The sequence below is a fragment of the Xanthomonas arboricola pv. guizotiae genome, from assembly GCF_002940205.1.
GTDB classification, from domain to species: Bacteria; Pseudomonadota; Gammaproteobacteria; order Xanthomonadales; family Xanthomonadaceae; genus Xanthomonas; species Xanthomonas arboricola_C.
The window spans coordinates 59747-84039 of the sequence record NZ_MDSK01000008.1 but is presented as its reverse complement, the minus strand read 5'-3'; the positions used below and the strand labels follow the sequence as shown (position 1 = coordinate 84039).

20 protein-coding genes and 1 pseudogene are annotated in these 24293 nt (G+C 67.4%); 10 read left to right on the top strand and 11 right to left on the bottom strand.

Features of this window, described 5'->3' with window-relative positions:
• Nucleotides 1-70: 70 nt before the first annotated feature.
• Together XarbCFBP7408_RS06860 and XarbCFBP7408_RS06855 are read left to right on the top strand one after the other, a co-directional pair.
• Entirely contained in the window at nt 71-2173 is a 2103-nt protein-coding gene (locus tag XarbCFBP7408_RS06860) for a M13 family metallopeptidase (protein WP_181106620.1), read from the top strand.
• Between the two features lie 407 nt (nt 2174-2580).
• Complete coding sequence (locus XarbCFBP7408_RS06855) at nt 2581-4596, top strand: M13 family metallopeptidase (protein WP_104562315.1); 2016 nt, start codon at nt 2581-2583, stop codon at nt 4594-4596.
• Between the two features lie 379 nt (nt 4597-4975).
• Here XarbCFBP7408_RS06855 and XarbCFBP7408_RS06850 read toward each other — a convergent pair whose 3' ends face one another.
• The 6 genes from XarbCFBP7408_RS06850 to XarbCFBP7408_RS06825 all read right to left on the bottom strand — a co-directional run bounded on the left by XarbCFBP7408_RS06850 (nt 4976) and on the right by XarbCFBP7408_RS06825 (nt 11188).
• Nucleotides 4976-5674: a rhomboid family intramembrane serine protease gene (locus tag XarbCFBP7408_RS06850; protein WP_104562376.1), complete on the bottom strand. Its 699-nt coding sequence runs from the start codon at nt 5672-5674 to the stop codon at nt 4976-4978.
• Between the two features lie 40 nt (nt 5675-5714).
• Nucleotides 5715-6122, bottom strand: a complete 408-nt coding sequence (locus XarbCFBP7408_RS06845; RefSeq protein WP_104562314.1) for an MGMT family protein — start codon at nt 6120-6122, stop codon at nt 5715-5717.
• Between the two features lie 478 nt (nt 6123-6600).
• Nucleotides 6601-7971, bottom strand: coding sequence for a glutathione-disulfide reductase (gorA, locus tag XarbCFBP7408_RS06840; protein WP_104562313.1), 1371 nt, complete (start codon nt 7969-7971; stop codon nt 6601-6603).
• Entirely contained in the window at nt 7968-9218 is a 1251-nt protein-coding gene (locus XarbCFBP7408_RS06835; protein WP_104562312.1) for an NAD(P)/FAD-dependent oxidoreductase, read from the bottom strand. Before XarbCFBP7408_RS06835 ends, gorA begins: the two co-directional genes overlap by 4 nt.
• Before the next feature lie 7 nt (nt 9219-9225).
• Complete coding sequence (locus XarbCFBP7408_RS06830) at nt 9226-10470, bottom strand: DUF418 domain-containing protein (protein ID WP_104562311.1); 1245 nt, start codon at nt 10468-10470, stop codon at nt 9226-9228.
• Between the two features lie 238 nt (nt 10471-10708).
• On the bottom strand, nt 10709-11188 hold the full coding sequence (locus tag XarbCFBP7408_RS06825) for an FKBP-type peptidyl-prolyl cis-trans isomerase (protein WP_010377590.1): 480 nt from the start codon (nt 11186-11188) through the stop codon (nt 10709-10711).
• Nucleotides 11189-11297: 109 nt separating this feature from the next.
• Here XarbCFBP7408_RS06825 and XarbCFBP7408_RS06820 point away from each other — a divergent pair, with 109 nt between their 5' ends.
• The gene (locus XarbCFBP7408_RS06820; RefSeq protein ID WP_181106618.1) at nt 11298-11840 is read left to right on the top strand and encodes a C40 family peptidase; all 543 of its coding nucleotides are present in this window, start codon (nt 11298-11300) and stop codon (nt 11838-11840) included.
• 109 nt (nt 11841-11949) lie between these two features.
• On the top strand, nt 11950-12699 hold the full coding sequence (locus XarbCFBP7408_RS06815) for a C40 family peptidase (protein ID WP_104562310.1): 750 nt from the start codon (nt 11950-11952) through the stop codon (nt 12697-12699).
• Nucleotides 12700-12846: 147 nt separating this feature from the next.
• Here XarbCFBP7408_RS06815 and XarbCFBP7408_RS06810 read toward each other — a convergent pair whose 3' ends face one another.
• The 3 genes from XarbCFBP7408_RS06810 to XarbCFBP7408_RS06800 form a co-directional block, all read right to left on the bottom strand.
• Nucleotides 12847-13338, bottom strand: coding sequence for an acyl-CoA thioesterase (locus XarbCFBP7408_RS06810; RefSeq protein ID WP_104562309.1), 492 nt, complete (start codon nt 13336-13338; stop codon nt 12847-12849).
• Nucleotides 13339-13444: 106 nt separating this feature from the next.
• Nucleotides 13445-14281 (bottom strand): class I SAM-dependent methyltransferase, encoded by an 837-nt coding sequence (locus XarbCFBP7408_RS06805; RefSeq protein ID WP_181106614.1) that lies wholly within the window; start codon nt 14279-14281, stop codon nt 13445-13447.
• 9 nt (nt 14282-14290) lie between these two features.
• Nucleotides 14291-15631 carry a dicarboxylate/amino acid:cation symporter gene (locus XarbCFBP7408_RS06800; RefSeq protein ID WP_104562308.1) on the bottom strand — a complete coding sequence of 447 codons (1341 nt, stop codon included), beginning with the start codon at nt 15629-15631 and terminating at the stop codon, nt 14291-14293.
• Nucleotides 15632-15772: 141 nt separating this feature from the next.
• On the opposite strand from XarbCFBP7408_RS06800, the gene XarbCFBP7408_RS06795 reads away from it, so the two are divergent.
• The 5 genes and pseudogenes from XarbCFBP7408_RS06795 (at nt 15773) to XarbCFBP7408_RS06775 (ending at nt 21639) form a co-directional block, all read left to right on the top strand.
• A complete protein-coding gene (locus tag XarbCFBP7408_RS06795; RefSeq protein ID WP_104562307.1) occupies nt 15773-17479 on the top strand; it encodes an alkaline phosphatase in 1707 nt (568 codons plus the stop codon).
• A gap of 91 nt (nt 17480-17570) precedes the next feature.
• Complete coding sequence (tilS, locus tag XarbCFBP7408_RS06790) at nt 17571-18866, top strand: tRNA lysidine(34) synthetase TilS (RefSeq protein WP_104562306.1); 1296 nt, start codon at nt 17571-17573, stop codon at nt 18864-18866.
• A gap of 31 nt (nt 18867-18897) precedes the next feature.
• The gene (locus tag XarbCFBP7408_RS06785; protein WP_104562305.1) at nt 18898-19161 is read left to right on the top strand and encodes an exodeoxyribonuclease VII small subunit; all 264 of its coding nucleotides are present in this window, start codon (nt 18898-18900) and stop codon (nt 19159-19161) included.
• Between the two features lies 1 nt (nt 19162).
• The gene (locus XarbCFBP7408_RS06780; protein WP_104562304.1) at nt 19163-20038 is read left to right on the top strand and encodes a polyprenyl synthetase family protein; all 876 of its coding nucleotides are present in this window, start codon (nt 19163-19165) and stop codon (nt 20036-20038) included.
• A 512-nt stretch (nt 20039-20550) separates the two neighbouring features.
• Nucleotides 20551-21639, top strand: a pseudogene (locus XarbCFBP7408_RS06775) (M35 family metallo-endopeptidase).
• A 70-nt stretch (nt 21640-21709) separates the two neighbouring features.
• On the opposite strand, the gene XarbCFBP7408_RS06770 reads toward XarbCFBP7408_RS06775, so the two are convergent.
• Nucleotides 21710-22174: a DUF4870 domain-containing protein gene (locus XarbCFBP7408_RS06770; protein ID WP_181106612.1), complete on the bottom strand. Its 465-nt coding sequence runs from the start codon at nt 22172-22174 to the stop codon at nt 21710-21712.
• 101 nt (nt 22175-22275) lie between these two features.
• Nucleotides 22276-23643, bottom strand: a complete 1368-nt coding sequence (pmbA, locus tag XarbCFBP7408_RS06765) for a metalloprotease PmbA (protein WP_104562303.1) — start codon at nt 23641-23643, stop codon at nt 22276-22278.
• Nucleotides 23644-23695: 52 nt separating this feature from the next.
• Here pmbA and yjgA point away from each other — a divergent pair, with 52 nt between their 5' ends.
• Nucleotides 23696-24277, top strand: a complete 582-nt coding sequence (yjgA, locus tag XarbCFBP7408_RS06760; RefSeq protein ID WP_104562372.1) for a ribosome biogenesis factor YjgA — start codon at nt 23696-23698, stop codon at nt 24275-24277.
• Nucleotides 24278-24293 lie beyond the last annotated feature (16 nt).

Sequence of the window (24293 nt, the reverse complement as noted above, 5' to 3'; positions counted from 1 at the left end):
GCCACAGCCCCGGCGACGGGGCTTCCCACATCTGCTCCTGGAGCCCTTTGTGATTCGTACACCTCATTTGCTGACCCTGTCCCTGGCCGTGGCCGCCGCGCTGAGCGGTTGCAAGAAATCCGAAGACGCCGCGCCGGCCGCGCCCGCGGCCGATACCGCCGCAACCACCCCGGCGGCTCCCAAGGCGCTGACCCTGGACCATAGCAAGCTGCCGGCCGTGAACCCGTTCACCGCCGCCGACCTGGACACCAACGGCAACGCCTGCACGGATTTGAATGCCTACGCCAATGCCAAGTTCCTGGCCGCCAACCCGGTGCCGGGCGATCGCACCAGCTGGGGCGCGTTAGAGATGCTCGACGAGCGCTCCAATGCGATCCAGCAGCAACTGGTCGAACAGGCCGCGGCCGACACCAGCGCCACCGGCGTGGAAAAGATCGTCGGCGACCTGTGGTCCACCGGCATGGACGAGGCCAAGATCAACGCCCAGGGCATCGAGCCGCTGAAGCCGGAACTGGCCGCGATCGACGCCATCAACGACCAGGCCAAGCTGGTCGACTATCTGCGCAGCAGCGCCGCCAAGGGCAACAACGAGCTCTTCAGCTTCGGTGCCGAGGCCGACTTCAAGAAATCCAGCCAGAACATCGCCTATGCCATGCAGGGCGGCCTGGGCCTGCCGGATCCGGAGTACTACACCAGCGCCGCCAACAAGGCCAAGCTGGAGGCCTACCAGGCGCACGTAGCCAAGGTGCTGGAACTGTCCGGCGTGGCTGCGGCCGATGCGGCCGCGCAGGCCAAGCAGGTGGTCGCGTTCGAGACCCGTCTGGCCAAGGTCTCCAAGACCAGCACCCAGATGTCGCGCGATGCCTCGCTGGCCTACAACCCGATCTCCCCGGCCGATGCCGACAGGCTGACCCCCAACTGGTCGTGGACCGAGTTCTTCAAGTCGCAGGGCGTGACCACGCCGGAGATGTTCTCGCTGGCGATCCCGGCCTTCCACCAGGAAGTGAGCACGATGATTGCCGACACCGATCCGGCGATCTGGCGCGCCTACCTGCGCTTCCACACCGTCGATGGCGCCTCGCCGTTCCTCAGCCAGCCGTTCGTCGATGAGAACTTCGCGTTCTACAACCAGACCCTGCGCGGGCAGAAGCAGATCAAGCCGCGCTGGAAGCGTGTGCTGGCGACCATCAATGGCCAGACCGGCGAAGCGCTGGGTCAGATGTACGTCAAGGTCGCCTTCCCGGCCGACTCCAAGGCCAAGATGGAAACCCTGGTGAGCAATCTGCGCACCGCGCTCAAGGCCCGCATCGAAAAGCTGGACTGGATGAGCCCGGAGACCAAGACCAAGGCGATCGCCAAATGGGAAAGCTTCACGCCCAAGATCGGCTACCCGGAAAAGTGGCGCGAGTGGAACGGCTTGAACACCAGCCGCGACAGCTACCTGGGCAACGTGATGGCCGCGTCCGAGTACAACTACAAGTGGAACCTGTCCAAGATCGGCAAGCCGGTGGACAAGACCGAATGGGGCATGAGCCCGCAGACCGTCAACGCCTACTACAACCCGTTGCAGAACGAGATCGTATTCCCGGCCGCCATCCTGCAGCCGCCATTCTTCGACCCGAATGCGCCGGAGGAAATGAACTACGGCGGCATCGGTGCGGTGATCGGGCATGAGATGACCCATGGCTACGACGACCAGGGCAGCCGCTTCGGTGCCGATGGCAACTTCATCGCCGATCCGGGTTGGTGGACGCAGAAGGATCTGGACGCGTTCAAGGCGCGCACCGGCAAGCTGGTGGCGCAGTTCGACGGCTATCGCACCCCGGCCGGCGACAAGGTCAAGGGCGACCTGACCCTGAGCGAAAACATCGCCGACCTGGGCGGCCTCAACACCGCCTACGACGCGATGAAGACCGCCACCGCCGGCAAGGACGACCCCAAGACCGACGGCATCACCCGCGACCAGCGCTTCTTCCTCAACTGGGCCACGGTGTGGCGCCGCAACTTCACTCCGGAAGAACTGGTGGTGCGCCTGAAGACCGATCCGCACGCGCCGGCCAACTTCCGCGCCATCGGTGCGCCGTCGAACATGCCGGCCTTCGCCGCCGCGTTCTCGTGCAAGGCCGGCGATGCGATGGTGCGTCAGGGCGACAAGCAGGTCGTGATCTGGTAATCGCGCAAGCGCGGTCACCCTGGCGGGCGACGATCGAAAGATCGTCGCCCGTTTTTTTTTCCTTCGGCTTTTCTGTTGCGTCCGGGGGCTGAATCACGGCCGGCCACATGCATCGCCGCCATCGTCACCGCAGTCAGCCGCACCCTCGAACATGCCGTCCTTCGCACAGGCCTTCGCATGCAAGGCAGGTGATCCGATGGTGCGTGCCGAAAAAGACCGCGTGGTGATCTGGTCGGCGGCTGCAAGCGCTTTCAGCTCGATCGCAACATGCACAGGCCCGTGCTTGCGGGCCTGTCGCGTTCATGCAAGGCGGCCGGTACCGGAGACGAACCGCAGCGGGCGCATGCCTGCGCAGCACGCAGCCTTGCTAAACTCCGCCGACTTTACTCTGGCCACCCTTCTTCTCGATGCCCACCATTCGTCCGCTTGCCCTCGCTCTTGGCTTCAGCCTGATCACGCTGCTGTCCGCCCCCGACGCCGACGCCGCTCGCAAGAAGAAGGCCGCAACGCCCAAGGCTCCGGCCGTCTCGGCGGCCTGCACCGATTTCTACGACTATGCCAACGCCGGCTGGCTCAAGGCCAACCCGGTACCGCAGGCCGGCGCCGTGACCGCGCTGGGCCAGTTGTCCGAGCGCGCGCTGCAGCAGCAGCGCGAATTGCTCGACGCCTCGATGAAGGCCCCGCAGGGCAACGTGCAGAAACTGCTCGGCGACTTCTGGGCCAGCGGCCTGGACGAAGCCTCCGTCGAGAAGGACGGCTCCAACCCCATCGCTCCCTTGCTGTCGCGCATCGACGCGATCAAGAAGGCCAAGGATGTGCCCGCTTCGATCGCCGCATTGCATCAGGTCGGCATCCCGGTCGGCTTCAATTTCGGCCCGGACGTGGACCTGAAGGCACTCGATCGCCATATCGGGTATTTCATGCAGGGCGGCATGGGCCTGCCCGACCCGGCCTTCTACACCCGCACCGACGCCGACACCCAGGCGCTGATGGGCCGCTACCGCGCCTACGTCAAGCAGATCCTGGCGCTGACCGGCACGCCGGCCGACAAGCTCGACGCCGATGCCGCCTCCGTGCTGCAGATCGAGACCGCGCTGGCGCGCAGCGCGCAGTCGGTGCAGGGCATCAACAACCCGTTCAACAACTACGCGCCGATCGCCACCAAGGAGCTGACCAAGCAGTACAAGAATCTGCGCCTGGCCGACTTCCTGGAAGCGCAGGGCGTCAAGGACGACCTGGTGTCGATGGCCGACCCGGCCATGTTCAAGCAGCTCGACAGCATGATCGTCAGCATCAAGCCGGACCAGTGGAAGGCCTATCTGCGCTGGCGCGTGGGCGATGCCATGGCACCGTACCTGTCCAAGAGCTTCCACGATGCCGAATACCAGTTCCGCGGCCGTCTGCTGCGTGGCGATGCGCTGCCGCCGCAGCGCTGGCAGCAGGTGCTGGACGCGATCAACGTCGCCGCCGGCCCGATGCTCGGCCGCGAATACGTGGCGCGTTATCTGAGCAGCGACATGCGCCGGCAGGCCGAAGCCATCGCCGACCAGGTGCGCGACGCGCAGCTGGCCGCGCTGGAGCGCACCGGCTGGGGCAACGGCGAGGTGATCGCCGAAGCCAAGGCCAAGCTGGCGGCGATGAAGATCGAGGTCGGCGCGCCGCGTCGCGATCTGGATTACACCGTGCAGCCGATGGGCCGCGGCAGCTTCGGCGGCAACATGCTGATCGCCTCGACCTGGCGTCACCGCGAGGAGATGAAGCGCATCGGCAAGGGCAACGCCGACCGTCGCTGGGACGTGCTGCCGCAGCAGCCGGCGGTGGCCTACGACATTGCGCAGAACCGCCTGATCGTCACCGCCGCCGTGCTGCAGCCGCCGGTGCTCGCCGCCGGCGGCACGCCGGCTGCGCAGTACGGCGCTTATGGCGCGCTGGTCGCCCACGAAATCACCCGCGCCATCGACGCCAAGGGCTCGCTGGTGGACGCCAGGGGCGAGTTGCGCAGCTGGTGGACGCCGGCCGAGAAGACCAGCTGGACCCTGCTGAGCGGCAAGGTGGCTAGCCAGTTTGCTGCCTACCCGTACCCGGGCGTGCCCAACGTCAAGGTCAACGGCGCGCAGACCGCCGAAGAAAACCTGGCCGATCTGGCCGGCGTCGAACTGGCCTGGCAGGCCTTCAGCAAGGCGCAGCCGGCAGCCACCGAGGCCGACAAGCAGGCCTTCTTCACCGCCTGGGCCGGCTTGTGGGCCCAGCAGCTGTCGCCTAACGAAGCGGTGCAGCGCGCCAGCGCCGACATCCGGGCGCCGGGCCAGTGGCGCACCAACGGCCCGCTGTCCAACCTGCCGGAGTTCGGTGCGGCGTTCAGCTGCAAGGCCGGCCAGCCGATGCAGCGCGTGGACGCCGAGCAGTTGAAGATCTGGCGCTGATTCGAGCGCCGGGAAGTCGCTGGCAATCGACACCCAGCGGCAGGCAACAAAAAAAAGAGCGCGGACTCCGCGCTCTTTTTTTGTGCCTGAGTTTTCATCTGTGACAACGCACACCTGGTAGGAGCAGCCCCGGCCGCGATGGGGCTTTATCGGTAAGGCCATCGCGGCCAGGGCCGCTCCTACGGGTCAGCGTGGATCTGCGATGCCGCAACTGGTTCAATGCACCACGCGCAGCGCGCTTTTTTGTGCCTGAGTTTTCATCTGTGACAACGCACACCTGGTAGGAGCGGCCCCGGCCGCGATGGGGCTTCATCGGTAAGGCCATCGCGGCCGGGGCCGCTCCTACGGGTCAGCGTCGATCTGCGATGCCGCGACTGTTTCAGCGCACCACGCGCAATGGCGGCTTACGCCCCTTGCCACCGCCCTTCCTGCCACCACTGCCGCCAAACGGCGACTGCCCGCGCCAGTAACGGATCATCAGCCAGCCGAACAGCATGCCGCCCAGATGCGCAAAGTGGGCCACGCCCGGCTGCCAGCCCGTCGCACCCAGGAACAGCTCGATCGCGCCGAACACGATCACGAAGGTGCGTGCCTTCATCGGGATCGGCGGGAACAGCAGCATCACCCGCTGATTGGGAAACAGCATGCCGTAGGCCAGCAACAGGCCGAACACACCACCCGACGCGCCCACCACCGGCGCCCCGCTCTGGGTGAACCAGGCCATCAGCAACTGGCACACGCCGGCACCGGCCACGCACACCAGGTAATAGGTCAGAAAACGCTTCTGGCCCCAGGTCTGCTCCAGCGCCGCGCCGAACATGAAAAGCGCCAGCATGTTGAAGAACAGATGGTTGAAGCCGCCGTGCAGGAACGCATAGGTCAGCAGCTGCCACGGCATGAAGCTGGCGCCGGGCGATAACGCATCGAAGCCGTTGGAGATCGGCCACAGCATCAACGAGGACAGCGCCGCATCGGAGGGCAGCACGCCGGCGCCCAGGTCGCCCAGTGCCCACTGCAGCAGGAACAAGCCAATATTGGCGATCAACAACGCTTTGGTGACGGGCGGCAGTTGGGGCATGACGGCATCCTTCGGAATGCCGACCATCATAACGGCAGGCTTATGAAGGTCCCCACACGGCGGCATCCAGGCGCTGCGCGACACTGGCACGGCGCACCCGGCCCTGCGCGACCACCACGCCTTCGGCACGCAGCCGCCGGCATTGCTCACGGTAGCCGGACGAGCCTTCCGGCAACGCGATCCGGCCATCGCTGCGCAACACCCGGTGCCAGGGCAGCTGCGGATCGTCATTGCCGCTGAGCACGCGCGCCACCAGCCGCGCCCGCCCGGGCAGGCCGGCGCGCAACGCGACGTCGCCGTAACCGGCAACCTGGCCGGAAGGAATTGCACGAATCGCCGCGAGAATGCGTAATCGCGCCTGTTCGCTGGAGGGCGGCTCGGCGTTGGAGGCGGCACGCGCAGATGGGTTGGCGGATCGACGCGTCGTTGGGTTGCGGGGCTTGGACATCGCGCAAGGATGCCAGCTACGGGATCGAGATCCCTCTTCCGTCCGAACGGGGAGGCAGGCTTAGCGTGCTGTCGGCGCGCGTGTCTTGAAGCGCTTGGGCTGACAGCGCGGAGCGGAGGTTGGAGTGAGGTGACGCGCGGAACCAGGCACGGCAGACCAAGCAGCGCGGTCAACTTCCATGCAATGCCGGTGAGGCATCGCCGGCTGTAGACGGCAGATCGGCAGGTGAGTGATGCATCGACTTTACCGGACCCTCACCCCAACCCCTCTCCCGAGGGGAGAGGGGCTTTGATCCGTCTGCTTGCATCGCCCTGGCCTGCGTCAAGCGCACCTGCGTCGGGTGCAGAAGTGGCATGCGGTGTCGCGCGGGGCTACCGCAAGTTGTGCAACGCAGGGACCGACATCATTCCCTGCATCGGGCCAGGGACTGATGCCCTCGTTGGTCCCGCCACAACTGCCGCACCAATGCATCAATGCATCAATGCATCAACACGATCTCTTCCGACGAGGTGGGATGGATCGCCACGGTCTCGTCGAAGTCGCGCTTGGTCGCACCCATCTTCACTGCCACCGCAAAGCCCTGCAGCATTTCGTCGGCGCTCTCGCCCAGCAGATGCACGCCGACCACGCGCTCCTGTTCGCCCACGCAGACCAGCTTGAACAGGCTGCGCTGCGGCGCGTCGGCCAGCGCGTGCAACATCGGGCGGAAGTTGCTGCGGTAGACGCGCACCGCGCTGCCATGCCGCGCGCGCGCCTGCTCCTCGGTCAGCCCGACCTGCCCGAGCGGCGGATGCGAGAACACCACGCTCGGCACGCCTTCGTAGTCCATGCGCGCATCCGGCTGCTTGCCGAACAGGCGATCCATCAACTTGCGTCCCGCCGCGATGGCCACCGGCGTCAGTCCGACCTTGCCGCCGACATCGCCGATGGCATGGATGTTCGGCACGCTGGTGGTCTGGCCTTCGTCCACCACCACTTCGCCTTTGGCGCCCAGGCGCACCCCGACCTCTTCCAGACCCAGCCCCGCCGTGTTGGCGCGTCGGCCGGCGGCGAAAAACACCTTGTCGAAGACGTCGTTGCCCTGCTCGCTGGGGTGCGCAGGATGGCCATGCACGCGTAGCCTGCCCTCTGCATCGCGTTCCAGGCCGGTGGTGGAAAAACCGAAATGCAGGCGCACGCCCAGATGCCGCAGGTTGTCGGCCAATTGCAGGGTCAGCTCGGCATCGAAGCGCTCCAGCAACCGCTCGCCCTGCACGAATAGATGCACCCGGCTGCCCAGCGCCTGCAGCAGGCCGGCGATCTCCACCGCGATATAGCCGCCGCCGACGATCGCCACCTGCGCGGGCGCATGACAGAGATTGAAGAAATCGTCGGACACCTCACCGTGCTCGGCACCTTCGATGTCCGGCCGCAGCGGATGCGCACCGGTGGCGATCACGATGTGCTCGGCGGTCACCGGCACGCCGTCGCTGCCCATGATGGTATGGCGATCCTGCAACACGCCGCGCTGCGGAATCATGACCACGCCATCTTCGTCGAGGCGGCGCCGATAACTGGCGTGGATGTTGCCGATGTAGCCCTGCCGGTGGGTGACCAGTTCCTGCCAGGCCAGTGTCGGGCGCGGCACATCGAATCCCAACGCACTCGCCAGCTCGATCTTGCCGGCCAGATCGGCCGCCAGCCACATCGTCTTCTTCGGCACGCAACCGAGATTGACGCAGGTGCCGCCCAACGCGTTGGGCTCCATCATCGCCACGCGTGCGCCGTACTTAGCCGCGCGAAACGCAGCGGCCAGTCCGCCGGAACCGCCTCCCAGGATCACCACGTCGTAGTCGTACCGGGCACTCATGCGAAGCGCTCCGCCCGGTAGGGATGCGGGTCCAGCGCAGGTGCGCGGCCCGTGATCAGGTCGGCCATCAGTTGTCCGCTTGCAGTGCTCATGCTGATGCCGAGCATGCCATGTCCGGCTGCGAGCCAGACGTGAGGACAGCCCGGCAGCGCGCCGAGCACCGGCAGGTCGTCCCAGGTCATCGGCCGCCATCCATACCAGCGCTCGATCACGGCCGGACCGGCCGGCGCATGCAGATAATCGGCCGCTGCACGCTCCAGTGCCGCCAGGCGCGTAGGGTTGAGGTGGGTGTCGTGCCCGGAGAATTCCATCGTGCTGCCGATACGCAGACGATCGCGCCACGGCACCACGAACACCCACCGGTCCTTCAGCACCACCGGGCGACGCGGCATCAGCGCCGGGGCGGTGTAGGTGATCGAATAGCCCTTGCCGGCCTGCACCGGCAGACGCAGGCCCAGCTGCGCCGCCAGCTGCGGCGACCATGGGCCGGTTGCGATGACCACCTCGCGCGCCTGCACTCGCCCACGCGCGGTGTGCACGCATGCGCCGCGTGCGTCCGGCACCACCGCATCGACGCGGCACTGCGCCTGGATCACCGCACCACGCACACGCAGCACTCTTGCCAGTTCTGCGGTGTAACGCTCCGGACGCAGATGCGCATCGCCGGGGAAATGGATCGCACCGGCAATGCCCGCGCGAAATGCCGGATCCTGGCGCATGTAGTCGGCGCCCTCGATCATCTCGGCCTGGATGCCCCACTGCGCAAGCAGGTTGCACTCGTGGCGATAGTGCGCAAAGCGGCGCGCATCGGCAAACACGTAGTCCAGCCCATCGCTGCGAAATTCGCAGTCCAGCGCATAGCGCGCGACCCAGTCGTCGAAGCGTTGCCGCGCATCGCCCAGCAACGCCGCGCGCGCCTGCGCGCTGGCCTGCCAGTGACGCGTATTGCAGCGCTGCGCAAACCGCAGCAACCAGCGCCACAGCGCCGGGTCCAGGCGTGGCCGGATATATAGCGGCGCGTCCGGCGTCAGCATCCACTTCAGCGCCTGCGCGATCATGCCCGGCGCTGCCAGCGGCGGCGCATGGCTCGGCGTGATGGTGCCGCAGTTGCCGTACGACGTCGCCGCACCCACCGCACCGGCGTCGAGCACGTGCACCTGCCGGCCCGCTTCGACCAACGCCAGCGCAGTCGCCAGCCCAATGGCGCCGGCACCGACCACCACCACATCGACAGGCGCGCCGCTCATGTGCGCACTACCCCACGCGCGCGTCGCTGCGGCGCATCGGCGGCACACGCAGATAGGTCACGCTGCGCCATAGCCATTCCATCGGCCCGAAGCGGAACCAGCGCAACCACTGGTGGCTCAGCACCACCTGCAACGCAAACAGCGCCAGCGCGAACGGCAGCTGCCATACGCGCGGCAGCTGCTCGAAATAGCCCAGCCCGTAACCGTAGAAGATCCACGTGCACACCAGCGACTGCAGCAGGTAGTTGCTCAGCGCCATGCGTCCGGCGGGCGCAAGCCAGGCCAGGCGCGGCGCCAGGCGCACCACCCACGCCGCATAGCCCAGGCTCATCAGCGGGCCGGCAATCAGCGACAACGCGAATGCACCCGACAGGCGCAGATCCAGCCGCGCCGGATCGATCCACGGCTCCAGCGCGTAACTCACGCCCATCACGCCCAGCCCGAGCGGCAGCACTCCGTAGCGCAGGGCCCGGAACAGGCGCGGGAAGCGCTCGGGCGCGGCGATCGCGCCACTGCGCACAAACCAGCTGCCCAGCAGGAACATGCCGAGCATCGCCGGGCCATTGATGCTCAGCCCGGTCATCGCGTGCTGCAGGTCGTGCCAGCGCTGCAGCGTGGCCTGCGCATAGCTACCGCTCCCGAAGGCGGTGCGCTGCGCCTGCACGTTCGCTGCCGCCTGTTGCGCCGCATCGGCCATCGCGGCCTTCCATTCCACGGCAGCGGCCGGATCGAGCTGCGTCAAGGTACCTGCGACGCCGTACAGCAACATCAACCCGGGCGCGCCACAGTAGACCAACACGGCAAACCACGGCAGCGTCACCGTCGGCACCGAGCGCGTGGCCAGCAGCAACAAGGCCAGCAAGGCGTAGGTCACCAGCACATCGCCGGACCACAGCAGCAGCGCATGCAGCAGCCCGATCACCAGCAACCCGACGGTACGCCGCAAATAGGTGCCCAACAACCCGCGCCCGGCCTGCGCGGCGCGTTGCGCCATCACCGCAAAGCCCATTCCGAACAACAGCGAAAACAGCGTGTAGAACTTGCCTTGCACGAACACGTAAACCAGCGCGTCGGCAAGCCGGTCGGCACCGTGCCAGTGCGGCTCCACGCCGGTCATGGCCAGATCGAGCGGGCCGACGAAGGCTTCCATGTTCATCAGCAGGATGCCCAGCAGCGCGAAGCCGCGCAGGACGTCCAGCACCGCGATGCGCTCGCTCGCGGCGATGGGGAACAGCGTGTCGCGGGATGTCATCACGGCTCAGGCAACCAGGTGCGGCGGCGCGCGCCGCAGAATGCAGACGGCCCGCCGAGGAGGCGGGCCGTCAGGAACAGCAATCACGCAAAACGGGCGGCAAGCCATCGCGGCGGGTCGACATGCATCCGGGCCGCGTGCGACGTCGCAGCGCCCGAACAGCGGCATACGACAGGTGCGTGTGGGTACACGCGCCCTGCCCACCCGATCACCGCGCAACCGCGTGGCCCGCCCGTCCTCAGTGGTGATGACCACCGTCGCCGTGCACGTGGCCATGGTCGCGCTCTTCTGCGGTGGCTTCACGCACTTCGATGATCTCCACGTCGAAGTGCAGGTCCTTGCCGGCCATCGGGTGATTGAGGTCAACATCGACCACGCTCATGCCGACCTTCTGCACCGTCACTGCGCGCGGACCGAAGTTGGTCTGCAACACGACCTGGGTGCCAGGCACCAGCTTGGTGGCGCCGAAATGCTTCTTGGGCACGCGCTGGCTCAGGCCTTCGCGGTATTCGCCGTAGGCGTCGGTGGCCTTGACGTCCACGCCGAAGCTCTCGCCGGCTTCCTTGTCCATCATGGCCGCTTCCAGGCCCGGGATGATGTTGCCGTGGCCGATCATGATCGCCAACGGGTCACGCTCCTTGGAGCTTTCGATCGGCTCCTGGCCAATCTCCGAAACGGTGTAGTGGAAGCGGACGACGCTGTCTTTTTCGATCTTCATGCCTGGCTCTGGATAGGCTGCCCGGTGGCAGACGGTGGAGGACGGCTTGTCGGCCGCCGGGTGCGCCGCCATCATGGCGACCTTTCTAACCGCCCATTATCCCGGCTCCGTGCATATCACGCCAGTTTTCGCCGCCCGCTCCCGGCGCGCCGCGGCAAGCCTGCTGCTGGGCCTGCTGCTGTTGGGAGGCTGCTCGTCGCAACCACCGGTCCGGCGCCCAGCCGCGCAGCCGCCGGCAGCGCGCGTGTGGCCACAAGTACCGCCGGCCGACCCGGCCGCTGCCAACAACATCCTGATGCGCGCATTGGGACTGGTTGGCACGCCCTATCGATTTGGCGGCAACACGCCGGAGACCGGCTTCGACTGCAGCGGGCTGGTCACCTACGTCTACAAGGACGTGATGGCATTGGCGCTGCCGCGCACCTCGCGCGATCTGGCCGCCATCCAGGGTCCACGTATCCCACCCGAGCGACTCGCCACCGGCGACCTGGTGTTTTTCGGTTCCGGCGGTAGCGTGACCCACGTCGGCATTTATGTCGGTGAAGGCCGCTTCGTACATGCACCCACCACCGGCGGTACAGTCCGCCTGGATTTCCTGGATGGCGCCTACTGGCGTGACCATTATTCAGGTTCAAAGCGGGTTTTGCACTGAATTGTGACGCACATCGCAAGTAACAAAACGGAAATTTAACTTTTTTTGAACGTAACGATTCTTTCACCAAGGCATCATCCCGCATCGACAGCAGAATTGTGATTCCCGCGTGACGAACGACGAACAGATCAACACTGGCGCCGCACCGCTTCCGCCCCGGAAACCGCTCCGCCTGCTATGCGCCACTGCCCTTTGGCTCGCAGCCCTGCCCGCCCTGGCCCAGACCGCCAACGGCACCCCCTCCGCTCCGCAGACGACCACGGCGGACAACGCCGTCGCCGCCGAGAAAGCCGCAACCCGCAGCCGCGCCGACGCCGCTGCCACCGCAACACTGGCCGCCCTGCTTCCGCACCTGGCCGCCAACGACGCCATTCCGCTGATGGACCGCTCGGCGATGTTCGCCGGTGACCTCAGCCGCCTGCTGGCCAATTACGACGTCTCCCAGAGCGCAGCCAATGCTGCCCAGAACGCCGTGGCCGACAGCCGTGTGCAGGTGATCCTGCAACGTGCCATGGCCCTGCTCGGCACCCCGTACGTCTGGGGCGGCGAGTCCACCGAAGGTTTCGACTGCAGCGGCCTGGTCGGCTACGTGTTCAAGACCGCCCTGGGCATCGACCTGCCGCGCGTGTCGCGCGACATCGCGCGTGACGAGTCTGCAGAACTGATCAAGGACCCCAACGCGCTCAAGGCAGGCGACCTGGTGTTCTTCGGCAGGCGCGGTCGCATCGACCACGTGGGCCTGGTGGTCGGCGATGGCAAGTTCCTGCACGCGCCCAGCCGCGGCAAGGACGTGCGGGTGGATTCGCTGGCCAGCGGTTACTGGAGCGAGAAGTTCATCCAGGCACGTCGGGTGCTGTGATCCCGAGCACCTGATCCACTGCACGACAGCAAGGCCGCGGATTCCGCGGCCTTTTGCGTGGTGGACGGTCTTTGCGCGGAAGCTCCCTACCGTCGGCGCACACGCATCTGGATCACGTGCGCAGCACCGCGCACCTTGCCACTGCGATCAGCGCGCGGCATCGGCCTGGTAATGCGCCATGGTGCCCTCGATGCCCTTGCTCAGCTCCATCACCTTGAGCGCGTATTCGGCCAGGCGCTGATCCTCGGGCGTGCCTGGCTGCCAGGAAGGCACTTCCACCGGCGTGACACCATCCGGGTCCATCGCCACGAACACGATGATGCAATGGGTGCATAGCCGCGAGTCGCCGCCCATCGGGCTGCGCGCCCGCACATCGATGGCGAAGTGCATGCTGGTGCGGCCGGTGTAGACCAGCTTGGCCGATACCGCGACCAGATCGCCGATCCGCACCGGCGCCACGAAGCGGATGCCGCCCACCGCCACGGTGACGCAGTAATGCCCGCTCCAGCCGCTGGCCGCGGCAAAGCCGACCTGGTCGATCCACTTCATCACCACGCCGCCATGCACCTTGCCGCCGAAGTTGGCGTCGCTGGGCTCGGCCAGAAAACGAAATGTCAGATCACGCTGTTGGCCAATCACCGCCCGCCCCCGTCAATGGATGAGCTGGCAGTGTGCCATGCAGGTAGGACGTCAGCGCGCCCGAGGCAAACGCCTGACGCCGCGTCCGGCAGTGCCGATGCTTCACTCAGGAACGCAGCGCATCCAGGTTGTCCTGCCTGCGCAGACACAGCCAGGGAAAGTGGGGTTGTTTCATCCCGAGCATTCGTCGCAGGCGCGCCCCCGGGCGGCGCGGGTCGAACAGTCGCTGCACCGCAAAGCGGTCGAAGCTGGCGTAGGTGTGCTGGTGGTAGTGCGCGGCCAGCGCCGGAACGCCCAGCTCGGTGAAGTAGCGCAGGCTGCGCGCGGCGCTTGCGTTGGCGGCTTGCGCATCCGCATACAGCGGGCTGTCGAGGATGTGCAACTCGCCGCCGTCGCGCAGTTGGGCGAGCAGGCGGATGACCAAGGAGGCGGGGGCGGCGAAATACTGGATGCAGGCCGGGATCACGATGACATCGAACAGATCACGCGGCAGCGCCAGGGTCTGGATGTCGGCGGCGATGAAGCTCAGGCGCTGGTCGTGGCCGAACACGCGCGCGGCCTGGGTCAGCTCGGTGCGGTTGACGTCGATGCCGCAGACGTCGCGCTGTAGCGACTGCGCCAGCAACTGCGCCAGCCAGCCGTTGCCGCAGCCCAGCTCGGCAATCGCGCCCTCGCCCGCCTGCGCGCGCAGGTGCTGGACCAGCAAGGCACTGGACAGCGCACGCACCTGCCATTCCAGGCTGGCACCGAGCCTGCCGCCGGGACGCGGCAGGCTGCGCACCTGGGCATCGGTGTAGAGCCGGCCTTCCTTGCGCCGCACCTGCAGATACTGCTGCTCGAACGGGTCGTCGGCCAACGACCGCTGCACCAACACGCCGTCGACGCAGTGCAACTCGGGCAACTGCTGCAGGCGATCGCGCAGCGTGGGAAATCCAGCGCGCATCGGCGGCGGTCAGCGCTGCGTCGGCGCGCGGTCGGTCAGCGGATCTTCCAACCCTACGTTCGTCGAGGCCGACTCATAGACCGCCTTGTCGAGCAGGCCGGTCTGCTTGGCCACCAGCACCGGCACCAGCATCTGCCCGGTGACGTTGGTCATGGTGCGCATCATGTCGAGGATGCGGTCGATGGCGTACAGGTAGCCGATCACTTCCAGCGGCAGGTTGGCCGCACTCAGCACCACCGTGGCCATGATCACCGCGGTGCCGGGCACGCCGGCGGTGCCGAAGCTGCCCAGCACCGAGGCGATCAACACCACGAAGTACTGGTTGGCGGTCAGCGGCACGCCGGTGTATTGCGCGATGAACACCGCGCACAGGGCCGGGAAGATCGCGCCGCAGCCATCCATCTTGATGCTGGCGCCCAGCGGCACCGCGAACGCGGCGTAGTCCTTGCTGACGCCCAGGTTATGCGTGATCGAGCGCATCGCCACCGGCATCGCGGCAAAGCTCGATGAACTGACGAAGGCCACCTGCATGCCCGGCGCCGCGCCGCGGAAGAACTTCCACGGATTCAATCCATGCAGCAACAACAGGCTGCTGTAGACCACCACGATATGGATCGCGCAGGCCACATACAGCGCCAGCACGAAGTTGCCGAACGGCAGCAGTTTCTCGAAGCCATAGCTGCCGACCAGGCTGGCGATCAGCCCGAAGGTGCCGAGCGGGGTCATCTCCAGCACGAAGCGGGTGACCTGGATCATAATGTCGCTCAACTGCGCGGTGAGCTTGCGTGCCTCGGCCACGCGCTCGCCGAGCTTGACCATCGCAAAGCCCAGCAGCGCGGCGAAGAAGATCACCGGCAGGATCGATCCGCGCCCGGCCGCCAGCACCGTTTCGCCGGCCGCATTGGTCCTGGTGCCGATGCCGGTCAGTGCGTAGAACGGGTTGGAGGGCACCACGTCCAGCAGCACCTTGATCGGGCTGGGCACATCGCGCGGCTTCCAGGCCGAATCCACGCTCAGGCTGAAATGGCCGGCGCCCGGCTGCATGACAGTGCCTACCGCCAGTCCCACGCCCACCGCCAGCGCGGCGGTGATGACGAACCACAGGAAGGTACGCCCACCGAGCGCGGCGACGGATTTTTGCCCATGCAGCGAGGAGATCGCATTGATCACAGCGAAGAACACCAGCGGGATCGCGATCATCTTGATCAGGGTGACGTACAGATCGCCGAGCGGGCCGAACCACACATCGGCGGCCGGGCCCATGGCAGCGCCGGCGATTGCGCCCAGCACGAAGCCGGCCACCACGCGTTGCCAGAACGGAATGCGCAACCAGGCCGAGACCAGTGTCATGCGTCGAATCATCCGGGGGAGAGTGCATGCACCATAGCCCAGGCCCGCGCCGCCCGCGAGGCCACGACTGGAACAGCGGCGTGTCATCTGTGTGACGCCAGGCATCCCGGCATAATGCGCGCTAATTCAGTCACGAGTTCGATGCCGATGCGTTACCGCCTGCCTGCCCTCGCCGCCCTGACCACCGTGTGTGTCGCCGCCTGCGCGTCCAGCGCCGGCACCAGCGCATCCGCGCCCGCCGCCGTGCGCGTGGAGGTGCCGCAGGTGGCGCATCCCGCCGGCGAGACGCCGCAATGGTGGTACCGCTCGGGCGCCGCGCGCGCAGCCGGCAACGGCGCGATGGCCGGGCGCGCGCGCAACGTGATCCTGTTCCTGGGCGACGGCATGAGCCTGACCACGGTGGCGGCCGCGCGCATCCTGGATGGCCAGCGCAAGGGCGGGCCGGGCGAGGAGAACCTGCTGTCGTGGGAGCAGTTCCCGGCGACCGCCTTCAGCAAGACCTACAACACCGATTCGCAGACGCCGGATTCGGCCGGCACCATGACCGCGATCAGCACCGGGGTGAAAACGCATATGGGCGCGATCGGCGTCAGCAGCGGCAACCGCAGCGATTGCGCCGATAGCCTGGGCAAGGGCTTGTTGAGCTGGCTGCAGCTGGCCGACAGCGCCGGCATGGCCACCGGCATCGTCACCACCACCCGCCTCACCCACGCCACCCCGGCGGCGACCTATGCGCATTCGCCGGACCGCAACTGGGAAAACGACACCGACCTGCCCGAGTCCGCGCGCACGGCCGGCTGCCAGGACATTGCCCAGCAGTTGCTGTCCAGCGCGCGCTTCGGGCGTGGCCCGCAGGTGGTGCTGGGCGGCGGACGCAGCCAGTTTCAGACTGTGCAGGAACGCGATCCGGAATACGACGACAAGGTCGGCCTGCGCCTGGACGGCCGCGATCTGGTCGCCGAGTGGAAGCAGGCGCACCCGCAGGGCGCCTATGTGTGGAACGAGCAGCAATTGCAGGCCGCGGCCGGCGCGCCCGCACTGCTGGGCCTGTTCGAGCCGGACCACATGCAGTTCGATCACGACCGCAACCGCACCGCGCAGGGCGAGCCCAGCCTGACCGAGATGACCCGCACCGCGATCCAGTCGCTGTCGCGCGACCCGAACGGCTTCGTGCTGATGGTCGAAGGCGGCCGTATCGATCATGCCAACCACGCCGGCAATGCCTATCGCGCGCTCGACGAAACCGTGTCGCTGTCCGATGCGGTACGCACCGCCGTGCAGACCGCGCCACCGGACACGTTGATCATCGTCACCGCCGACCATTCGCATACGCTCAACTTCGTCGGCTACCCGGTGCGCGGCAACCCGATCCTGGGCAAGGTGCGCGGCACCGGCGGCGAGGAAGGCGACCGCAGCCAACTGGCCACCGACCTGGCCGGCCAGCCCTATACCACGCTGAGCTACGCCAACGGCCCCGGCTACACCGGCGCCAGCAACGCGCAGCCGGCCGGCCCCAAGAAGTACCCGCACGAGCCCAGCAACAGCGAGCCGGCCGCCGGCCGCCCGGACCTGACCCATGTCGATACCGAGGCGCCCAGCTACATGCAGGAATCGCTGGTGCCGACCAAGTCCGAAAGCCATGGCGGCGAAGACGTCGGCATCTGGGCCACCGGCCCGGGCAGCGCCGCCTTCCGCGGCACGCTGGAAGAGAACGTGATCTACCACGTCATCGTCCAGGCCACCCCACGCCTGCGCGAGCGCCTGTGCAAGGCCGGTACCTGCGACAGCGCCGGCGTGCCGGTGGAGTTGCCGCAGTCGGCCACCTTCGAGACTGCGGCCAAGCGCTGATGGTCAGGCTGCGCGCAGCGCGGACGGTGGCGGCGCGTCATACCCCGCCGCCCGCGTGCGGATGCAGCGCCGCAGCACGCCACCTGCATCGATGACCGGGTTGCTGCCACCGGCCGCGCCGCCCGGCCCGGTGCTGGTCGCCTACAGCGGCGGCGTGGATTCGAGCGTCTTGCTGCACCTGCTGGCAGCGACGCCGCGTTATCGCGACACGGGGCTGCGTGCGGTGCATGTGCATCACGGCCTGCATGCCGATGCCGACGCCTGGGCCGCGCATTGCCAGCGCCAGTGCGATGCCTTGCACGTCCCCTTGCAGATCGTGCGCGTGCAGGTCGCGCGCGACAGCGGCCTGGGGCTGGAAGCGGCGGCACGCCATGCACGCCACGCCGCGTTTGCCGCCGCACTGGCGCCCGGCGAATGGCTGGCGCTGGCGCACCATCGCGACGATCAGGCCGAAACCTTCCTGCTGCGCGCACTGCGCGCTTCCGGCCCGGACGGCTTGGCCGCGATGCGCGCGCAGCGTCCCTTCGCCGCCGGCATGCTGTGGCGCCCCCTGCTGGCGCACGCGCGCGCCGAGGTGCTGGCGTATGCGCAGGCACATCGCCTGCACTGGATCGAAGACCCCAGCAATGCCGATGCCCGCCACGACCGCAACTTCCTGCGTACCCGGCTGATGCCGGTATTGCAGCAGCGCTGGCCACAGGCCGCCGAGGCACTGGCACGCAGCGCACAGCTGAGCGCCGATGCCAGCGACCTGCTGCTGCAGGAGGACGCCGCGCTGCTGCCCGGCCTGCTGACCGCCGCCGGCGCACTGGATCTGCAGGCCTTGCGTGCGCAGCCGCCAACACGTCGGCCGCGGCTGCTGCGCGCCTGGGTGGCGGCAGCGCAGGCGCCGCCGCTGCCCGCGCACGGCGTGGCCGCCCTGGAGCGGGAAATCGACGACGCCGCGCCGGATCGGCAGGCCTGCTTTGCCTGGCAACAGGTGCAGGTGCGGCGCTGGCGCCAGTGCCTGTACCTGCTGTGTCCGCACAGCGCGTGGCCGGCGTCATGGCAGGCCCGCTGGGATGGCGCGACCCCACTGCCACTGCCGGATGGCGCGCAGCTGCAGTTGCACGGCGCCCCCGGCCTGCGCTTCGCGCAACCGCTGCTGGTGCGCGCGCGCCAGGGGGGCGAGCGCATCGTGCTGCCGCAGCGCGCGCATTCGCATCGGCTCAAGCACCTGCTGCAGGCGCTGGATCTACCGCCCTGGCAACGCGCGCGCCTGCCGGTGCTGTGGGCCGACGGCCAGGTGCTGGCAGCCGGCGACTGCATCGTCTCGGCGGCATTGAGCGACTGGCTAAGCACGCATGGCGCATCCCTGCGCTGGCGTGACCACGCCAATGCGAATTGACCCGCCTGCCTGCGCGCCGCACACTTTGACGATGGTCAAAAAATCCTTGAACGAAACCTCCCCGGTCGCCCGCTTCGAACAGTCGCTGGAAGAACTCGAGCAACTGGTGCAGAAGATGGAAGCCGGCGACCAGAGCCTGGAACAATCGCTCACCGCCTACGAGCGCGGCATCGGCCTGTACCGCGACTGCCAGCAGGCACTGGAACAGGCCGAACTGCGCGTGCGCATGCTGACCGACCCCGCGCGCCCCGATCTGGCCGAAGCCTTCCAGCCGCCGTCGCAGGACGGCGGCTGAGGTGAGTTCGGCGTTGTTCGAGCACTGGATCGGCCGCACCGAACGCCGCCTGGAGGCCAGTCTGCCAAGCCCCACCCTGGCACCGCAGCGACTGCACGCCGCGATGCGGCACGCGGTGCTGGGCGGCGGCAAGCGCATGCGTCCGCTGCTGGTGTATGCGACCGGCGCGCTGTTCGGCGCCGACGAGGACCGCCTGGACACGCCCGCGGTGGCGGTCGAGCTGATCCACGCCTATTCGCTGGTGCACGACGACTTGCCGGCAATGGACGACGATGCCTTGCGCCGCGGCCAGCCCACCGTGCACATCGCCTTCGACGAAGCCACGGCGATCCTGGCCGGCGACGCGCTGCAGACACGCGCCTTCGAGTTGCTGGCCGCGGCCCCGGTCAGCGCGGAACTGCGGGTCGGCTGGCTGCAGAGTCTGGCCACCGCCGCGGGCGCTGCCGGCATGTGCGGCGGCCAGGCGCTGGATATCGACGCCACCGGCCAGCTGCAATCGCTGCGCGATCTCGAGCGCATGCACGCCCTCAAGACCGGCGCATTGATCCGCGCCGCGGTACGCATGGGCGCGCTCACCGGCGCCGCCGCAGCCGACGACCAGCAACGCCTGGATGCGTTTGCCGATGCGCTGGGCCTGGCATTCCAGGTCCGCGACGACATCCTGGATGTGGAATCGAGCTCGGCGCAGCTGGGCAAGACCGCCGGCAAGGACGCCGCGCAGGCCAAGTCCACCTATCCGGCCCTGCTCGGAATGGACGGCGCCAAGGCCAAGCTGGCCGAACTGGCCACCCGCATGCACGCCATCCTGCAGCCCTACGGTACGCTCGGCGACACGCTGGCGACGCTGGGCCGGTTTGCGGTGGACCGCGCGCATTAGCTGGCGCGCTGCGTTCGTTCGAGCGGCCGTGTCGCGGCGCCGCGCCCCGCGTGTTGATGTCCGGCAACGGAGCGCCGGCACCGGCGCCGCCGATGCGCGGGACGAGGACGCCAGCACAGCCGGCTTCAACGCCACCGCAGACGGATTACACAAGCGCGTTCGATTCCAGCAGCCCGCGTCGAGCAGGCGGTCGCACCTCTCTTTGCGCACACCGTGCGCCAGCGCACGGTGCGGTTGCAGCGCGCCGCCCTGCAGGCACCGCGCCGTGTCACAAAACGTAAATTCTCTTTACGTACATTTTTAACGTGTAAATTTCCGCAGACCGGCAAAAAGCGTGAACCGATCCGCAATTCCCGGCTGAATTGTCGCCATCGATGTCCATATTTGTCATTGCGTAGCCACCAGCAGGCCAAAAACAGCAGCAATCGGCTCTCTTGTTGCGTCTGCTCGCTCTGCCTAGGTTGACCTGCCCGCGTCCCGCGGACATCCCCCGACCACATGGAGAGTCACTGGTGAAGAACGTTTTTCTCGCATCGTTTGCGGCAGGTACGTTGGCCGTTGTTGGCGTGCTCGGTTCGGCGCAGGCGCAGTCCGTGCGCGGCCCGGTCCCGTTGACCATCGAACTGGCGCCGGTCGCCGATCAGGCCGGGCGACACCAGGGCAAGATCGCAGTGACCGTCACCAACAACGGCAGCTAGATCGCCCGCGTGCCGACCTATCAACTACCGCTGCAGACGCTGGACAACGGCATCCTGGAAGTGAGCCGCGATGGCGCGCCGGTGACCTACACCGGACGCCTGGTCAAGCGCGGCCTGCCCAAGGCGGCCGACTTCACCATCCTCAAGCCCGGCCAGACCGTGCAGGGCGTGGTCGACCTGGCCGGCGCCTACGACCTGTCCACCAGCGGCAACTACACCATCCGCGTCAGTTCGCCGCTGCAATACGCCTCGCTGGCCGATGGCAGCCTGCTCAAGACCGCCGACGGCAAGACCGCAGTGGCCGGCAGCGCGCCGTTGACGGTGTGGCTGGACGGCGTCAACCGCGGCGTGCAGCGCCAGATGGCGATCGGGCCGACCGCGGTGGTCAATGGCGTCAATTACCTGAACTGCAGCACCACCCGCACCAGTCAGGCCGGCAGCGCGGTCACCGCGGCCCGCGCCTACTCGCAGAACGCGCGCAACTACCTCAATGCCGGCAGCACCGGTGCGCGCTACACCACCTGGTTCGGCGCCTACAACGCCTCGCGCTACAGCAGGGTCAGCTCGAACTTCGTCAACATCGACAACGCACTGGACCAGAACAACGGCCAGATCACCATCAACTGCGATTGCACCGACAGCGCCTACGCGTACGTCTATGCCAATGCGCCGTACGAAATCTACGTCTGCAACGCCTTCTGGAGCGCGCCGACCCAGGGCACCGACTCCAAGGCCGGCACGCTGGTGCACGAGATGAGCCACTTCACCGCGGTGGCCGGTACCCAGGACCGCGTGTATGGCCAGTCCGGAGCGCGCAGCCTGGCGATCAGCAACCCGGCCCAGGCGATCACCAACGCCGACAGCCACGAGTACTTCGCCGAGAACACCCCGGCGCAGAACTGATCGCGTCATCGCCTGAAACGCCAAAGGCCCGGCATCGCTGCCGGGCCTTTGTCATTGCCGTCGCGCCGGATTACTTGATCAGGCGCAGCGTGAACGGATAACGGTAGTGTTCGCCGTTGTTGGCCTTGACCGCGGCCAGAATGCACAGCACCAGGTTGGCGATCCACACCAGCGTCGGCACGAAGAACAGGATGCCGAACGACACGATGGTCAGGATCACCGCAGCCACGTAGGCAATGATCACGGTGATCTGGAAGTTCAACGCTTCCTTGGCCTGATCGGTGGCGAACGGCTTGGACGGGCTGGCGTCCTTGCTGATCAGCCAGATCACCAGTGCGCCGATGAAGGACGTCAGGATGCCGAGCAGGTGCGCGGCCAGCGCCAGGGTGCGCTCCTCCGACGGCGCGCTGGTGCCGATCGGCGGCGGCGGCGGTACGGCGTGCGGCTCGAATTCGCTCATCATGTCTCCCCATGCATGGTTGTGGTGCGGCGGACTATAGCAACGATTCAGCCAGCCACCAGTGCGGGAAGACATGGTCTCGGCGATGTACGGCGGCTGCCGTCAGGCACAGCGGCACGACGTGCGCCGGGTGCTCTGCAGTCTGGCAGTGGGCGCAGCAGCCTGGTCGGCCGCGCTCAGCTATCGCCTGCCACCGTCATGCGGTTGAGCAGCACCGAGCCGATCTTGACGTGCGAACGCGGGTCCACATCGTTGCCGACCGCCTCGATCCCGGCGAACATCTCGCGCAGATTGCCGGCGATGGTCAGGCCGTCGACCGGATAGGCGATCACGCCGTTCTCGATCCAGAAGCCGCCGGCGCCGCGCGAATAATCGCCGGTCACCGGATTGACGCCGTTGCCCATCAGCTCGGTGACCAGCAGCCCGCGCGACATGCCGGCCACCAGCGAAGCCAGGTCGCCGGCGTTGGCGGTGACCTGCAGGTTGTGCACGCCGCCGGCGTTGGCGGTGGTCTGCAGGCCCAGCTTGCGCGCCGAGTAGCTGCCCAGCACGTAACGCTGCAGCACGCCGTCGCTGATCAATGCCGAACGCCGCGTCGCCACGCCTTCGCCGTCGAATGCAGCCGAGCGCAGCCCGCGGCGCAGATGCGGCAGTTCTTCGATGTTGAACCAGTCCGGGAACAATTTGCTGCCGACACTGTCGAGCAGGAAGCTGGCGCGGCGATACAGCGCACCGCCGGAGACCGCGCCGAGCAGATGCCCGACCAACGAGCGCGCCACCTCCGGTGCGAACAGCACCGGCAGCTGGCCGGTCGGCAGCGAGCGTGGCTGCAGCCGCGCCAGGGTGCGTTCGGCGGCGTGGCGGCCGATCGCTTCCGGCGCCTCCAGGTCTTCGCGCGCCAACGCGCTGCTGTACCAGCCATCGCGCTGCATGCCGTCGCCCTGCCCGGCGATCAGCGCGCAGCTGATCGAGTGGTGGGTGCCGCGCTCACGACCGATGAAGCCATGCGAATTGGCGTACACCGACAGACTGAGCCCTGTGCTGGCCGAGGCGCCATCGGAATTGCTGATCCGCGCGTCGGCGTCGCGGCCGGCGGTTTCGCAGGCCAGCGCCAGATCCACCGCGGTATCGGCATCCAGTGCCCATGGGTGCCAGCTGTCCAGCTCGGGGAAGTCGCGCGCCATCAGTTCCGGATCGGCCAGGCCGGCAGCGACGTCGTCCTCGGTGTAACGGGCGATCGCGCAGGCCTGGGCAACGGTCGATTCCAGGCTGGAATCCTGCAGGTCGGCGGTGCTGGCGCTGCCCTTGCGCTTGCCGAAGTACACGGTGACCGCAATGCCGCGGTCGCGGGTGGATTCCACCGTTTCCACATCGCCCAGGCGCACGTTGACGTCCAGGCCGCGCTCTTCGCTGCAGCTCACTTCGGCCTGGGTGGCGCCGGCGGCACGGGCGCGCTCGAGCAGGCGCTGCGCGATGTCAGTGAGCGCATCCAGGCGCTGCAGGCTGTCGTCCTGGACACGTGTTTCGGAGGAGAGTGCGTTCAATGCTTTATCCTAGTCTCAATGATGAATAACTTCTTGTTTCGGATGGATGGCGATGCGCGGACGCGACGAAGACACCGGTGAATTCCGCGGCGCCAGCCGCAGCCAGCAGCGGCGCGAGGCGCTGGAAATCTTCGACCTGGGCGAAAAGCTGGTGGCGCTCACTCCGGCGCAGCTGGCCAAGTTGCCGGTGCCCGAATCGCTGATCCCGCATATCGAAGAGAGCAAGCGCATCACCTCGCATATCGCGCACAAGCGCCAGCTGGCGTTTCTGGCCAAGCACATGCGCCGCGAGGACGACGAAACGCTGGCCGCGATCCGCGATGCGCTGGATGCCAACAGCGACACCGCGCGCCGTGAAGTGGCGGCGATCCACCGGGTCGAGCGCTGGCGCGAACGCCTGCTCGCCGAAGCCGACGTGGCGCTGGCTGAACTGCTGGAAACCTACCCGGCCGCCGACCGCCAGCAGCTGCGTCAACTGGTGCGCAACGCGATCCACGAGCGGGCCAAGAACAAGCCCCCGCGCGCCTACCGCGAGCTGTTCCAGGTGCTGCGCGAGCTGTCGCAGGAGCAGGGATTGGAGCGTGGGGATTCGGGATTGAAAGACGGCGAATCGGCGTCGGAAGACGACGAGTAAGGAGTCACGGAAGCGG